The sequence below is a fragment of the Plantactinospora sp. KBS50 genome (genome assembly GCF_002285795.1).
In the GTDB taxonomy this organism is placed as follows: Bacteria; Actinomycetota; Actinomycetes; order Mycobacteriales; family Micromonosporaceae; genus KBS50.
Map to the genome: position 1 here is coordinate 3,619,015 of NZ_CP022961.1, position 13,888 is coordinate 3,632,902.

Genomic DNA, 13,888 nt, shown 5'->3' on the forward strand with positions numbered 1-13,888 from the left:
GTTTGTGAGTTCACGTTGTCGCCGGAGCCTGCGGGAGCACACGCACGCGAAATACAGGGCGAGGATCACTACGAACAGGCTGAAAATTTGAACAGCGTCAGCGATCACTATCCCTCCCGCGCCATCCGCCCTTATTCGACTTTGATCGATAGCGCGTGAATAGTCAACGGCCGTATTCCTGGTTTCGGGTGGACGCTCGGTTCACGGACGGACGCCACCGGCGGCGAGCAACCGGGCGATCGGCAGCGTTGCGGCACCGAGTGCCACCGCGTCGACGCCGAGCCGGCACAGTTCGATCGACGCCTGCCCGTACGGCTGGCGCAGGGCCTGACGGCCGGCGGCCGCGCGTACGGCCGGAAGCAGGTCGGCCAGCGCCACCGCGGCCCACCCGCCCAGCACCACCCGCTCGGGATTGAACAGGTTGATCAGGTTCGCCACCCCGGCACCGAGGAACTGGGCGGTCTCGTCCAGCACCCGGCGCGCCACCGCCGACCGGCCGGCGTCCTCGACCAGGGCGGCGAGCTGCGACTCCTCGTCGGCTCCCGGCACCGGCTGGCCACGCCGGGCCGCCCGGTAGCGGTCGATGATCGCCTCGGCGCCCACGTACGCCTCCAGGCAGCCGCGCGCGCCACAGCGGCACGCCCGGCCGCCGTAGACCAGGGTGGTGTGTCCCCACTCGCCGGCGCTGCTGGACGCGCCCCGGTAGGTCGTCCCGTTGGTCACCACCGCGGCCCCGACCCCGGAGCCGACGAGCGCGAACACCGCGTTCCTGGCCCCCCGCCCGGCGCCGAACCACATCTCCGCCTGGCCCAGCGTCTTGGCCCCGTTGTCGATGTGCACCGGCAGTTGGGTGCCGGCCCGGATCATCCGCTCCAGCGGCACCCGGTCCCAGCCGAGCGCCTGGGCGTGCACCACCGCCTCGGCGCCCTGCTCCACCACCCCCGAGACGCCGATGCCGACCCCGAGCACGTGTCCCGGCGCCAGGCCGGCCCCGCCGATGAGCGTGTCGATGCCGGCCAGCACGTGCGTGACCACCTGCGCCGGCTCGGTGCGCGCCGGGTCGAGCGGGTACTCGGCGCCGGCCAACTGGGTCATCGTGAAGTCGAACAGCTCCACCCGGACCCGGGTCTCCCCCACGTCCACCCCGAGCACGGCGGCGAACCCCGGCGCGACCCGCAGCCGCATGCTGGGCCGCCCGCCGTCGGGCTCGGCGACGCCGGCCTCGACCACCAGGCCCTCGTCGATCAGGTCGGCCACCACGTTGCTGACCGCCGGCTGGCTGAGCCCGGTGCTGCGGGCCAGGTCGGGGCGGGTCAGCGGACCGTCCAGGTACAGCCGGGACAGCAGCAGCGCCCGGTTTCGCAGCCGGACGCCCCGGTTCGTCGCTCGTGCCAGCTCCACCACGCCACCTCGTTCCCCCGGATCCGCCCGGGGCGACTGTAACGGCTCCCGTGCTTGACGGGCACACCGGAAACACACTTTAATGACGACATTAATTAAGGCGTGATGGAACTGCGTCACACTCCGCCGGCCGTGCCGGCACCCGCCCGTCGACCCACCCCCGGCCCGACCACCACCCCGGAGCGGTCGACGGCTCCCCACTCGTACCGGAAGGGCAGAACGTGTCGAGACGACACCTCGCGATATTCGCGGCGGCCGTCCTGGCTGCCGCCTCGCTCAGTGCCTGCGGCGGCGGCGACAGCTCGTCGGATGGATCCGCCAAGACCCTCACCTACTGGGCCAGCAACCAGGGCGCCAGCCTGGAGTTCGACAAGCAGGTGCTCCAGCCGGAGCTGGACAAGTTCCAGCAGCAGACCGGCATCAAGGTCAACCTTGAGGTGGTGCCCTGGTCCGACCTGCTCAACCGGTTGCTGGCCGCGGCGACCTCCGGACAGGGGCCGGACGTGGTCAACATCGGCAACACCTGGTCGGCGTCGCTGCAGGCAACGGGCGCGCTCGTCGAGTTCGACGACGCCACCCTGGACAAGATCGGCGGCAAGGACCGGTTCATCCCCGCCGCGCTGGCCGCCGCGGGCGCCGCCGGCAAGCCGCCGGCCGCCGTCCCGCTCTACAGCCTCGCGTACGCCCTGTACTACAACAAGAAGGCGTTCGCCGACGCCGGCATCACCGCCCCGCCGACCACCTGGGAGCAGCTGGCCGAGGACGGCAAGAAGCTGACCGGCGGCGGAAAGTGGGGGCTCGCGTTGGAGGCCGCCAACCCGTCCGAGAACGCGCACCACGCCTTCGCCTTCGGCCAGCAGTACGGCGGCGACTGGTTCGACTCGGCCGGCAAGCCCACCTTCGACACCCCGCAGAACGTCGCGGCGGTGAAGCGGTACGTCGACCTGATGGCCGCCGACAAGATCGTCAACCCGGGCAACGCCGAGTACGCGCAGAACCAGTCCGTCTCGGACTTCGCCAACGGCAAGGCCGCGATGCTGCTCTGGCAGGCCGCCGGCGCCAACCTCAAGACGCAGCACATGGAGCCCGACGCGTACGGCATCGCGCCGGTGCCGTTCCTGGCCAGCCCGCCGGCCGGTGGTAAGAAGGTCAACAGCATGGTCGCCGGGATCAACATGGCGGTGTTCAAGCACACCTCCAACAAGGACGGCGCACTCCAGTTCGTGAAGTTCATGACCAGCGACGCCGAGCAGGTCACGCTGAACAAGACCTACGGGTCGCTGCCGCCGGTCACGACGGTCTCCAGCGACGCCGCGTTCGCCGCGCCCGAGCAGAAGGTCCTGCAGGAGACCCTGGCCAGCTCGGCCGCGCCGCTGCCGCAGGTGCCCGACGAGAGCACCTTCGAGACCCTGGTCGGCACCGCCATGAAGGAACTCTTCGCCGACGCGGCCAGCGGCAAGCCGGTCACCGAGGCGAGCGTCCGGGACAAGCTCAACCAGGCCCAGCAGCAGATGCACTGAGCTGATCCGCCCCGCGGCCGTGGGAGGGCCGCACGCCCTCCCACGGCCCGAGCGAGAGGACCCCATGGCCATCACCACCACATCCGCCCGGGACGCCGCACCCCCGCGCCGGCCCGCACCTCCCGCGGCGTCCCGGGCGGGCCGCCGCCGGCGAACCGGACGCTGGCTGCCGTACCTGCTGCTCCTGCCGGCCATCGTGTTGGAACTGGCGATCCACGTGGTGCCGATGCTGGTCGGCGCCTGGATGAGCCTGCTGGAGCTGACCCAGTTCCACATCCGGGACTGGTCCACGGCGCCCTTCGTCGGGCTGCGGAACTACCGGGTGGTGCTCGACGTCAACTCGGTGGCCGGCGCCCAACTGCTGCACTCGTTCTGGGTCACCCTCGTCTTCACGGTGCTCTCGGTCGGGCTCTCCTGGCTGCTCGGCGTCACCGCGGCCGTGCTGTTGCAGCGGCCGTTCCGCGGCCGGGCGCTGCTGCGGGCGCTGTTTCTCACCCCGTACGCGCTGCCGGTCTACACCGCCGTGATCACCTGGAGCTTCCTGCTCCAGCGGGACACCGGGCTGGTCAATCACGTGCTGGTCGACCAGTTGCACCTGCTGGACGACAAGCCGTTCTGGCTGATCGGCAGCAACAGCTTCGCCGCCCTGCTGGCCGTGTCGGTCTGGCGCAGCTGGCCGTTCGCGTTCCTGTGCCTGATGGCCGGGCTCCAGAACATCCCGCTGGAGATGTACGAGGCCGCCGCCATGGACGGCGCCGGGTTCTGGCAGCGGCTGCGCTCGGTCACCCTGCCCATGCTCCGGCCGGTCAACCTGGTGCTCGTGCTGGTGCTGTTCCTCTGGACCTTCAACGACTTCAACACCCCGTACATCCTGTTCGGCGGTTCGGCCCCCGGGAGGCCGACCTGATCTCGATCCACATCTACCGCAGCTCGTTCAAGACCTGGGACTTCGGCTCCGGTTCGGCCATGTCGGTGGCGCTGCTGCTGTTCCTGCTCGTGGTGACCGCCGGATACCTGCTGCTGACCAACCGACGGAGGAACGATGCGTGAGACCGCCGCCGAGCGTTGGACCCGCCGGGTCGTGCTGACCGGGCTCGCCCTGTTCGTGCTCGTGCCGCTGTACGTGATGGTCAGCTCGGCGCTCAAACCCCTGGAGGACGTGCAGAACGACTTCACCTGGTGGCCGCGACGGCCGACCGGGCGGGCCTTCATCGACATGTGGTCGACCGTCCCGCTCGGCCGCTACCTGGGCAACAGCCTGGTGGTCTCCGGTGTCGCCGCGGTGTTCTCGGTGGCCGTGGCGATCTTCGCGGCGTTCGCGGTCAGCCGGTACCGCTTCCGCGGCCGGAACCTGTTCTCCGTCACGGTGCTGGCCACCCAGATGTTTCCGGGCATCCTCTTCCTGCTGCCGCTGTTCCTCATCTACGTCAACCTTGGCCGGGCCACCGGCATCGACCTGTACGGCAGCCGCACCGGCCTGATCGTCACCTACCTGACCTTCTCGCTGCCGTTCTCGATCTGGATGCTGGTGGGCTACTTCGACTCCATACCGCGCGGGCTGGACGAGGCCGCGCAGGTCGACGGCGCCGGGCCGCTGCGCGTGCTGTTCCAGGTGGTGCTGCCGGCGGCGGTGCCCGGCGTGGTGGCGGTGACCGTGTACGCCTTCATGACCGCCTGGGGCGAGGTGCTCTTCGCCTCGGTGCTGACCAGTGAGAACAGCCGCACCCTCGCGGTCGGGTTGCAGGGCTACGCCACCCAGTACAACGTCTACTGGAATCAGGTGATGGCCGCCTCGCTGGTGGTCAGCGTGCCGGTGGTGGCCGGGTTCCTCGCGCTGCAACGCTACTTCGTCGCCGGGCTGACCGCCGGGGCGGTCCGGTGACCGCCACCTCCACCGTGCCGGGAAGCACGAGCCACGGACCCGACCTGTCCGCCATGCCGCCCGACTTCCTCTGGGGCGCGGCCACCGCCGCCTACCAGATCGAGGGGGCCGTCGCGGCCGACGGCCGTACGCCGTCCATCTGGGACACCTTCAGCGCCGTACCGGGCAACATCGACAACGGGGACACCGGCGCGCGGGCCTGCGACCACTACCACCGGTGGCCGCGGGACGTCGCGCTGATGCGCGAACTGGGCATCGGGGCGTACCGGTTCTCGGTGGCCTGGCCAAGGATCATGCCCGGCGGCACCGGCGCGGTGAACCCGGCCGGCCTGGGCTTCTACGACCGGCTGGTCGACGAGTTGCTGGCCGCCGGCATCCGGCCGTTCGTGACGCTCTACCACTGGGACCTGCCGCAGGTCCTCCAGGACCGCGGCGGGTGGCCCGAGCGGGCCACCGCGACGGCGTTCGCGGACTTCGCGGCCGTGGTGGCGGCCCGGCTGGGTGACCGGGTCGCCGACTGGAGCACCGTCAACGAGCCGGTCTGCGTGTGCTGGATCGGGCACCTGGAGGGCCGGATGGCGCCCGGCGGGCGCGACCTGACCGCCGCCGTACGCGCCGCCCACCACATCCTGCTCGGACACGGCCTGGCCACCGAGGCGGTCCGCGCGGCCTCGCCCGGCCCGGCGTCGATCGGCATCGTGCTCAACCCGAGCCCGTGCGAGCCGGCGACCGACCGGCCGGCGGACGTGGCCGCGGCGCGCCGGATGGACGGGCACGTCAACCGGTGGTGGCTCGATCCGCTGCACGGCCGCGGGTATCCGGAGGACATGCTGGCCACGTACGGGGTGCAGCCTCCGGTCCGCGGCGACGACCTCGCGGTGATCGCCACCCGGACCGACTACCTGGGGCTGAACTACTACTTCCGGCAGCTCATCGTCGACGATCCGGCCGGGCCGCCGCCGTACGCCCGGCAGGTGCCCGTGCCCGACGCGGTGCAGACCGCGATGGACTGGGAGGTGTACCCGGCCGGGCTGGAGCAACTGCTCGTCGACATCTCCACCGAGTACGCCCCGCGGCGGATCCTGGTCACCGAGAGCGGATCGGCCTGGCCCGACACGGTGGCACCGGACGGCACCGTGTCCGACCCGGACCGCATCGACCACCTGGAACGGCACCTGGCGGCGTGCGCCTCGGCGCTGCGCCGGGGCGTGCCGCTGGGCGGCTACTTCGTGTGGTCGCTGCTGGACAACTTCGAGTGGGCCTACGGGTACGCCAAGCGGTTCGGCCTGGTCCACGTGGACTACCCCACCCAGCGGCGCACGGTCAAGGCCAGCGGCCGGCGCTACGCGGACCTGATCCGCGCGCACCGGCTGCTCGGCGGCCCGCCACCCGGCGGGCCGCAGCCACCCACCAACCCGCAGTCAGCCGGATAGGCGCCGACGCCCGGCGCGGAAGGAGAGGCACCACACCGCACCGTCCCGTCGCCCCCACGGCGACCACCACCCCCGAGGAGAGCATTGATGTCTCCCGCTCCCCGTACCCCCGCCATCCCCCGACCCCGTACCCCCGGCCGACGACCACGGCTGCTCGCCGCCTCGGTCGCGGCCACCCTCGCCGCCGCCCTGCTCACCGCCATCGCCCCGCAGGCCGGCGCCGCCGCACCGGGCGGCGCGGCACCCGGCGCGGTCCAACCCGGCACCGCGGCCCAACCGGCCGCCGCCCTGGCCGCCTGCGACACCGGCACCAACGTCGCCCTCAACCGGCCGGTCACCGTCTCCTCCACCGAGAACGGCGGCACCCCGGCTCGAACGCCGTGGACGGCAACACCGGCACCCGCTGGTCCAGCGCGTTCAGCGATCCCCAGTGGATCTCCGTGGACCTGGGCAGCTCCCGCTCGATCTGCCAGGTCACCCTCAACTGGGAGGCCGCGTACGCCCGGGCGTACCAGATCCAGACCTCGGCCAACGGAACCACCTGGACCACCGTCTACTCCACCACGTCCAGCGGCGGTGGCGTGCAGACCCTCGACGTGACCGGCACCGGCCGGTACGTCCGGATGTACGGCACCCAGCGGGCGACCCAGTGGGGCTACTCGTTGTGGGAGTTCACCATCCGGGCGGCCTCGACCGGCACCATTCCCGGCGGCGGTTCACTCGGCCCCAACGTGATCACCTTCGACCCGTCCATGTCCAGCGCCAGCATCCAGGGCCAACTGGACACCGTCTTCGCCCAGCAGGAGTCCAACCAGTTCGGCAGCCAGCGGTACGCGCTGATGTTCAAGCCCGGTGACTACTCCGGGATCAACGCGCAGATCGGCTTCTACACCTCGATCATGGGTCTCGGCCGTAACCCCGACGACGTGCGGATCCACGGCGACATCACGGTCGATGCCGGCTGGTTCGACGGCAACGCCACGCAGAACTTCTGGCGTTCCGCGGCCAACATGCAGGTGTTCCCGTCGGCCGGCTTCACCCGGTGGGCGGTGTCCCAGGCCGCGCCGTTCCGGCGGATGGACATCCAGGGCAACCTCAACCTGGCCCCGGCCTCGTACGGCTGGGCCAGCGGCGGGTACATCGCCGACAGCCGGGTCACCGGCGTCGTCCAGCCGTACTCCCAGCAGCAGTGGTACACCCGGGACAGCGCGGTCGGCGGCTACCTGAACGCGGTGTGGAACATGGTCAACTCGGGCGTGACCGGCGCACCGGCCACCAGCTTCCCGAACCCGCCGTACACCACGCTGGCGCAGACCCCGGTCAGCCGGGACGTGCCGTACCTGTACCTCGACTCGGCCGGGGCGTACCAGGTGTTCGTGCCGTCGCTGCGGACCAACGCGGTCGGACCGTCCTGGCAGAACGGCTCGACCCCCGGCACGTCGATCCCGTTGAGCAACTTCTACGTCGCGCACCCGGGTGACTCCACCGCCACCATCAACGCCGCGCTGGCGCAGGGGCTCAACCTGCTGTTCACCCCGGGCATCTACCCGGTGACCGGCACCATCGCGGTCAACCGGGCGGACACCGTCGTGCTGGGCATCGGCTACCCCACGCTGATCCCGCAGAACGGCGTCGTGCCGATGTCGGTGGCCGACGTGAACGGGGTCCGGCTGGCCGGCCTGCTGTTCGACGCCGGCCCGGTCAACTCGCCGGTGCTGCTGCAGGTGGGTCCGAGCGGATCCAGCGCCAGCCACGCCGCCAACCCGACGAGCGTCCAGGACGTGTTCTTCCGGATCGGCGGCGCCGGTGCCGGCAAGGCCACCACCAGCCTGGTGGTCAACCAGCGGAACACGCTGATCGACCACATCTGGGCCTGGCGGGCCGACCACGGTACGGGCGTCGGCTGGACGGTCAACACCGCGGACACCGGCCTGATCGTCAACGGAGACGACGTCATCGCCGAGGGCCTGTTCGTCGAGCACTACCAGAAGTCCGAGGTGATCTGGAACGGCGCGAACGGCCGGACGATCTTCTTCCAGAACGAGCTGCCGTACGATCCACCGAACGCGGCGGCCTGGACGAACGGTGGTCGCACCGGCTATCCGGCGTTCCTGGTGTCTCCGTCGGTGACCTCGTTCGAGGGCTGGGGCATGGGTAGCTACTGCTACTTCAACGTCGACCCGAGCATCGCCGCGTACCACTCGTTCGAGGCGCCGAACCGGTCCGGGGTGCGGTTCCACAACCTGCTCACCGTGTCGCTGGGCGGTGCCGGCTCGATCGTGCACGTGATCAACGACACCGGCGCGACCGCGCAGGGCACGGACACCGTACCGGTGAACCTGGTCAGTTATCCGTAACCGCCGGGGCGCGTTTCGCCGGGGCAATCGGGCCGAGGCCGGCCGGTTCTCCTGAAACGCGCCCCTCGCGGCGCCGGCGGCGGTGGGTCCGGGCATCCCGCCGCCGGCGCCGCGACCGGTCCGTCCACCCGCGACGTGCCGGTCGGGTCCGTCCGTCGCGACGTCCCGGTCAGTCCGTCCACCCGGACGTCTCGGTCAGCCGGCCGTCGGCCAGCCGCAGCCAGCGCCGCACCCCGATCGCGGCCAGGAACCGCGCGTCATGGCTGACCACCAGCAGCGCACCGCGGTACGCGGTGAGCGCGCTCTCCAACTGCTCGACGCTGTCCAGGTCGAGGTTGTTGGTGGGCTCGTCGAGCAGCAGCAACTGCGGCGCCGGTTCGGCGAACAGGACACAGGCCAGGGTCGCCCGCAGCAGCTCACCGCCGGAGAGCACGCCCACCGGCAGGTGCACCCGGTCGCCGCGGAACAGGAAGCGGGCCAGCAGGTTCATCCGGTCCGCGTCGGCCAGCGTCGGCGCGAACGCGGCGAGGTTCTCCGCGACCGTACGTGCGGGATCGAGCAGGTCGAGCCGCTGGGACAGGTACGCCACCCGGCCCTCGGCGCGGCTCGCCCGGCCGGACTCCGGCCGCTGGTCGCCGCCGACGATCCGGAGCAGGGTGGACTTGCCCGCCCCGTTGGCCCCGGTGATCGCGATCCGCTCCGGGCCGCGGATGGTGAGGTCGACGCCGGCGCCGGCGAAGACCGCCCGGCCCCCGTAGGCGGCCTGGAGCCGCTGGCCGGCAAAGACCGTGCGGCCGGCCGGCACCTGGGTGCCGGGCAGCTCGATGGCGATCCGGTCGTCCTGCCGGGCGGCCCGGCTGGCCTGGTCCAGCTTCGCCGAGGCGGCGCCGACCCGCGCGGCGTGGGTCTCGTCGGCCCGGGCCGCGGAGACCTGGGCGTCCCGCTTCAGTCCGCCGGCGACGATCCGGGCCAGGCCGGCGTCGGGCAGCCGCCGGTTGGCCGTGGAGGCCCGTCGGGCGGCCCGCTCCCGGGCCTGCTGCATGTCCCGCTTCTGCCGCTTGAGGTCCTGGGCGGCGGTACGCACCTGCCGCTGCGCCACCTCCTGCTCGGCGCGGACGGCCTGCGCGTACTCGGTGTAGGTGCCGCCGTACCAGCGGATCTGTCCGTGGTCGAGGGCGGCGATCCGGTCCATCTCGTCCAGCAGCGCGCGGTCGTGGCTGACCACCAGCAGGCAGCCGGTCCAGCCGCGCACGATCGCGGTCAGCCGCTGCCGGGCGTCGCCGTCGAGGTTGTTGGTCGGTTCGTCCAGCAGCAGGACGTCCGGACGCCGCAGCAGCTGGGCGGCCAGTCCCAGCGAGACCACCTGGCCGCCGCTGAGCGTGCCCAGCGCCCGGTCCAGGCCGACCTCGCCCAGGCCGAGCCGGTCCAGCTCGGCCCGGCTGCGTTCCTCGACGTCCCAGTCCTCGCCGATGGCCGCGAAATGGTCCTCGTGGGTGTCGCCGGACTCGATGGCGTGCAGGGCGGCGACGGCCCGGTCGACGCCGAGCACCTCGGCGACGGTCTGGTCGACCGCGAAGGGCAGGTGCTGCGGCAGGTAGCCGACCAGCCCCTGCACGGTCACCGTGCCGGCGCTCGGGCGCAGCTCGCCGGCGAGCAGCCGCAGCAGGGTGCTCTTGCCGGCCCCGTTGGGGGCCACCACCCCGGTCCGCCCCTCGGGGACCGAGACGGACAGGTCGGTGAAGACCGGAGTGTCATCCGGCCAGGAAAAGGACAGGGCGGAACAGACGACGCAGCCGTCGGACATTGTTGACCTCGGAGGATGTGGGCCGGGCAGGCACCTCGGCGCCCGGTGCGGGGCAGGGACGACAGGACGGCCACGGCGACGGCGCGCTGCTGCGCGCCCGGCGGCCGGTCCGGGCTCTCACCCGGAAATGTCGTCGTCGCCTGCCACGATCACTCCGATCCTCGGGTACCCGCCAACGGTAGCTCACCGCCACGGTCGGCACACCCGGATAATCACCACAACGTACGTCGGAAGGGGGCGGGATGCGGCTGCACGTGGGCTGCGCCATGTGGATGCACCGGGCCTGGTCGGGGCGCTTCCTGCCACACCCGCTGCCGGCGCAGGAGCGGCTGCGGCACTACGCCGGCTGGTGCACGGCGGTGGAGGGGAACACCACCTTCTACGCCACGCCGGCCCGGGAGACGGTCGCCTCGTGGGCCCGGCAGACCGGTCCCGACTTCCGCTTCGTGCTCAAGCTGCCCCGGGCCGTCACCCACGAACGCCGGCTGGTGGGCGCGGACGACGACCTCGGCGCCTTCCTGGACGCGATCGAGCCGCTCGGCCCGCGGGCGCACGCCCTCTGGATCCAGCTGCCCGGCTCGTTCGGCCCCACCGACGTGCCCGTGCTCGCCCGCTTCCTGCGAGGGCTGCCGGCCGCACACCGGTACGCCGTGGAGGTCCGCCACCCGGCGTTCTTCGCCGACGGGCAGGCGGCGGACGGGTTGACCGAGGCGCTCGACGCGGTGGGGCGGAGTGGGTTCCGTTCGACACCAGCACGCTGTTCCGCTCCCCGCCCACCAGTGACGCCGAGCGGGAGGCGTGGACGAAGAAGCCCCGTACCGGGCCGCGCGCCCGGGCGCTGACCGACCGGCCGATCGTCCGGTACCTCGGCCGGGACGACCCGGCGCGGACGGTCGAGGGCTGGCAGCCGTGGCTCGACGTGGTCGTCCGCTGGCTGTGTGAGGGCCGCTCCCCCACCTTCTTCGTGCACACCCCGGACAACGCCGACGCGCCGGAGCTGGCCCGCCGGTTCCACGAGCAGGTACGGGCGCGCCTGCCCGCAGTAGCACCGCTGCCCGAGCCGGCCCCGGCCGAGCCGTTGACGCTGTTCTGACCGGCCACCGACGACCGGCCACCGGGCGACCGATGACCGGTGGCCGGTGGTGGTGGCCGGTGGTGGTGGCCGGCGGCACGGGGTCGGCGGGGGAGGGCGCTCCGGTCCCCCTCCCCCGCCGACGGCCACAGCGGGCCGGGCTACCGGGCGGTGCAGGTGGGTGTCATCCCACCCCCACTACCAACCCCTGGAACCCGAACTCCGTGTACTGACCCGCAGCAATCGAACCGTTGTAACTCACATTCGTGAACTGCACCGTCCCACTACTACCACTACGATCCGCATTCCACGCATTCGTCACACTCGCCCCCGACGGCAACGTCATCGTCACCGTCCACCCACTCACCGCAGCCGACCCCGCCGTCACCCGCACCGTGGCCACAAAACCACCCGTCCACGAATTCAACGACACCGACGCCGAACACCCCACCGACGGCGGCACCGTCGTCGGCGGAACAGTCGACGGAGGAACAGTCGTCGGCGGCGCCGTCGTGGGCGGAGCCGTCGTGGGCGGAGCCGTGGTCGGCGGAGCCGTGGTCGGCGGGACCGTCGTCGGCGGCGTGGTCGGGCCGTCCGCCAGGGTGGGCGTGGTCCAGTCGCGCCAGTCGGCCAGGTTGCCCGACTTGAGGCCGGAGATCCTGATCGTGCCGGCCGCGCTGCCGGTCTTCAGCAGGTACTTCTGCAGGTTCTGCTGCAACGGGGTCCGCCACTCCGGCCGGACCGCGCAGTGGCTGCCGTCCTGGATGTCGGACCAGTAGGTGATGTTGCCGCCGGCGCCGAGGGCCTTGTAGACCTCGGCCCCGCCGAGGGCCGCGACGCTGCCGGACCGGGCCGCCAGCCAGTCGATGTGCGGGTTCTCCATGATGAACAGGCCGCGCGGGGCGATCATGGCGATCGTCTCGTGGGTGTCCACCGGCAGCCCGGCGGGGTTGCCGGTGTACGAGCCGAACGCGTCGCCCAGCCATGGCTGCTCGGAGTACGCGCTGCTCAGCGGCTGCGCCCCGGACTCACCGGGAATTCCGCGGAAGATCGGCGCGCCGCCGCTGCCGGACTCGATCGGCATGGTCAGCGCGATCCGCTGGTCGAACGCGCCGATCGCGAACGCACCCTTGCCGTACCGGGAGCATCCCGTGACGCCCATGGCGTCGGCCTTCAGGACGCTGCCGCCGGACTGCTCGACGACGTCGATGATCCGGCTGACCCCCACGACCAGGCGGCCAGCAGGCCGGTGCTGCTGCCGGAGCCGTAGATGGTGTAGAAGGCGCCCTGCTTGTTGTTGCGGGCCGTACCCTCCTTACCCACGGCGAGCGGATCGTAGTTGATGATCGCCACGCCGGCGCCGAGGATGGTGGAGGTGTCCGCGCCCAGCCCGCCCAGGACGACGACGGCCGGGAACGGCCCGGATCCGCCGGGCAGTTGGACGGTGGCCGAGAAGCTGGCGCTGCGGCCCTGGTCGGACACGTTCACGGTGATTCTCGAACTGGACACGGTCCCGCTGACGCTCCCCGGCTTGGCGGGCTTCGGGCCGTAGACGTACTGCTCGGCGAGCCGCTTGATCTCCTCGCGGCGGCAGGTCCACTGCGACTTGTCGGTGATCCGCGAACCGTCGATCTTCTTGAACGGGTCGGGCAGCCTGGAGGTGGCGGGCACCGAGCCGGGCAGCGACACCGCGCAGTTGGCACCCTCGTCCTCGACGCCGGTGGCGGCCAGCATCGCACCGGCCGCGGCCTCCGCCAGGGTGGTTCGTACCACCCCGGTGACGGCGCCGGCGATCACGAGTGCCGCGACCGCCGCCATGACGGTCGCCGAGCGCAGCCCGGAACGACCCGATCTGATGATCACAATGGCTCTCCTTTCGGGTAGGGCCAGTTGTCCGGCGGCCGGTCGGTCCGGAGGTGACTCCGGGCGCCCCGCCGCCGGATGAGATTGGGCGGAACGATGTCACCCTTGTTTCGGAACTCGAAAAGTTTCGCAACACTTTCGAGATATGTCAATACATCAATATTCACTGGAAGGCGCTTTCCGCGAGATTCCGCATACCCACCCGGCGGAGGCACCGCGGACCGGGCGGGTCCCGACACCCGGTCCCGGATTCGAAACTTTCGATTCCTTCTCGACATCGCCCGTCCGGCCGACCGGCGGCCCGACCGGTGGCCCGACCGGTGGCCCGACCGGTGGCCCGACCACCATCCGAGCGTCGCCCGACCACCACCGGGGCACCGCGCGGCGGCGCGGGCCGGACCGGCCGGCACCGCCCGCCGGCCACCCACGCGCAACCAGTCCGTACGCCGGAGTAGCAGCTCAGAGCATGGGATACATTTGGGTTTCTCGATCGGATCCCTTGCCTCCACAGAGGAGTCAACGGTAACGTCGCGCGGGACACATCGGATATATGGGT

General features: G+C 71.6%; 8 protein-coding genes and 2 pseudogenes. 6 read left to right on the forward strand and 4 right to left on the reverse strand.

Translation table 11 applies throughout. From position 1 onward, the window contains the following. Nucleotides 1–201: 201 nt before the first annotated feature. Nucleotides 202–1,401 carry an ROK family transcriptional regulator gene (locus CIK06_RS16035; RefSeq protein WP_095567886.1) on the reverse strand — a complete coding sequence of 400 codons (1,200 nt, stop codon included), beginning with the start codon at nucleotides 1,399–1,401 and terminating at the stop codon, nucleotides 202–204. 221 nt (nucleotides 1,402–1,622) lie between these two features. On the opposite strand from CIK06_RS16035, the gene CIK06_RS16040 reads away from it, so the two are divergent. From CIK06_RS16040 to CIK06_RS16060, 5 genes are all read left to right on the forward strand, one after another. Next, complete coding sequence (locus CIK06_RS16040; RefSeq protein ID WP_095565502.1) at nucleotides 1,623–2,921, forward strand: sugar ABC transporter substrate-binding protein; 1,299 nt, start codon at nucleotides 1,623–1,625, stop codon at nucleotides 2,919–2,921. Between the two features lie 64 nt (nucleotides 2,922–2,985). Beyond that, a complete protein-coding gene (locus CIK06_RS16045; RefSeq protein ID WP_198347885.1) occupies nucleotides 2,986–3,828 on the forward strand; it encodes a carbohydrate ABC transporter permease in 843 nt (280 codons plus the stop codon). 135 nt (nucleotides 3,829–3,963) lie between these two features. Next, a complete protein-coding gene (locus CIK06_RS16050; protein WP_095565503.1) occupies nucleotides 3,964–4,803 on the forward strand; it encodes a carbohydrate ABC transporter permease in 840 nt (279 codons plus the stop codon). A 53-nt stretch (nucleotides 4,804–4,856) separates the two neighbouring features. Then, the gene (locus tag CIK06_RS16055; RefSeq protein ID WP_095567887.1) at nucleotides 4,857–6,236 is read left to right on the forward strand and encodes a GH1 family beta-glucosidase; all 1,380 of its coding nucleotides are present in this window, start codon (nucleotides 4,857–4,859) and stop codon (nucleotides 6,234–6,236) included. Nucleotides 6,237–6,616: 380 nt separating this feature from the next. Beyond that, on the forward strand, nucleotides 6,617–8,593 hold the full coding sequence (locus CIK06_RS16060; protein ID WP_369915982.1) for a discoidin domain-containing protein: 1,977 nt from the start codon (nucleotides 6,617–6,619) through the stop codon (nucleotides 8,591–8,593). A gap of 169 nt (nucleotides 8,594–8,762) precedes the next feature. On the opposite strand, the gene CIK06_RS16065 is transcribed toward CIK06_RS16060, so the two are convergent. Then, a complete protein-coding gene (locus CIK06_RS16065) occupies nucleotides 8,763–10,397 on the reverse strand; it encodes an ABC-F family ATP-binding cassette domain-containing protein (RefSeq protein ID WP_095565504.1) in 1,635 nt (544 codons plus the stop codon). Nucleotides 10,398–10,663: 266 nt separating this feature from the next. On the opposite strand from CIK06_RS16065, the pseudogene CIK06_RS16070 reads away from it, so the two are divergent. Further along, nucleotides 10,664–11,490, forward strand: a pseudogene (locus tag CIK06_RS16070) (DUF72 domain-containing protein). A 140-nt stretch (nucleotides 11,491–11,630) separates the two neighbouring features. On the opposite strand, the pseudogene CIK06_RS31130 reads toward CIK06_RS16070, so the two are convergent. Both CIK06_RS31130 and CIK06_RS31135 read right to left on the reverse strand, forming a co-directional pair. After that, nucleotides 11,631–12,073: pseudogene (locus CIK06_RS31130) on the reverse strand (cellulose binding domain-containing protein); the annotation flags it as partial. A 569-nt stretch (nucleotides 12,074–12,642) separates the two neighbouring features. Next, nucleotides 12,643–13,332 carry a hypothetical protein gene (locus tag CIK06_RS31135; RefSeq protein WP_095565505.1) on the reverse strand — a complete coding sequence of 230 codons (690 nt, stop codon included), beginning with the start codon at nucleotides 13,330–13,332 and terminating at the stop codon, nucleotides 12,643–12,645. Nucleotides 13,333–13,888 lie beyond the last annotated feature (556 nt).

Bases quoted from the DNA above. Each gene is read 5' to 3' on its own strand.
- CIK06_RS16050 (WP_095565503.1), top strand. From the start codon at position 3,964: ATGCGTGAGACCGCCGCCGAGCGTTGGACCCGCCGGGTCGTGCTGACC.
- CIK06_RS16055 (WP_095567887.1), top strand. From the start codon at position 4,857: ATGCCGCCCGACTTCCTCTGGGGCGCGGCCACCGCCGCCTACCAGATC.
- CIK06_RS16065 (WP_095565504.1), bottom strand. From the start codon at position 10,397: ATGTCCGACGGCTGCGTCGTCTGTTCCGCCCTGTCCTTTTCCTGGCCG.
- CIK06_RS16045 (WP_198347885.1), top strand. From the start codon at position 2,986: ATGGCCATCACCACCACATCCGCCCGGGACGCCGCACCCCCGCGCCGG.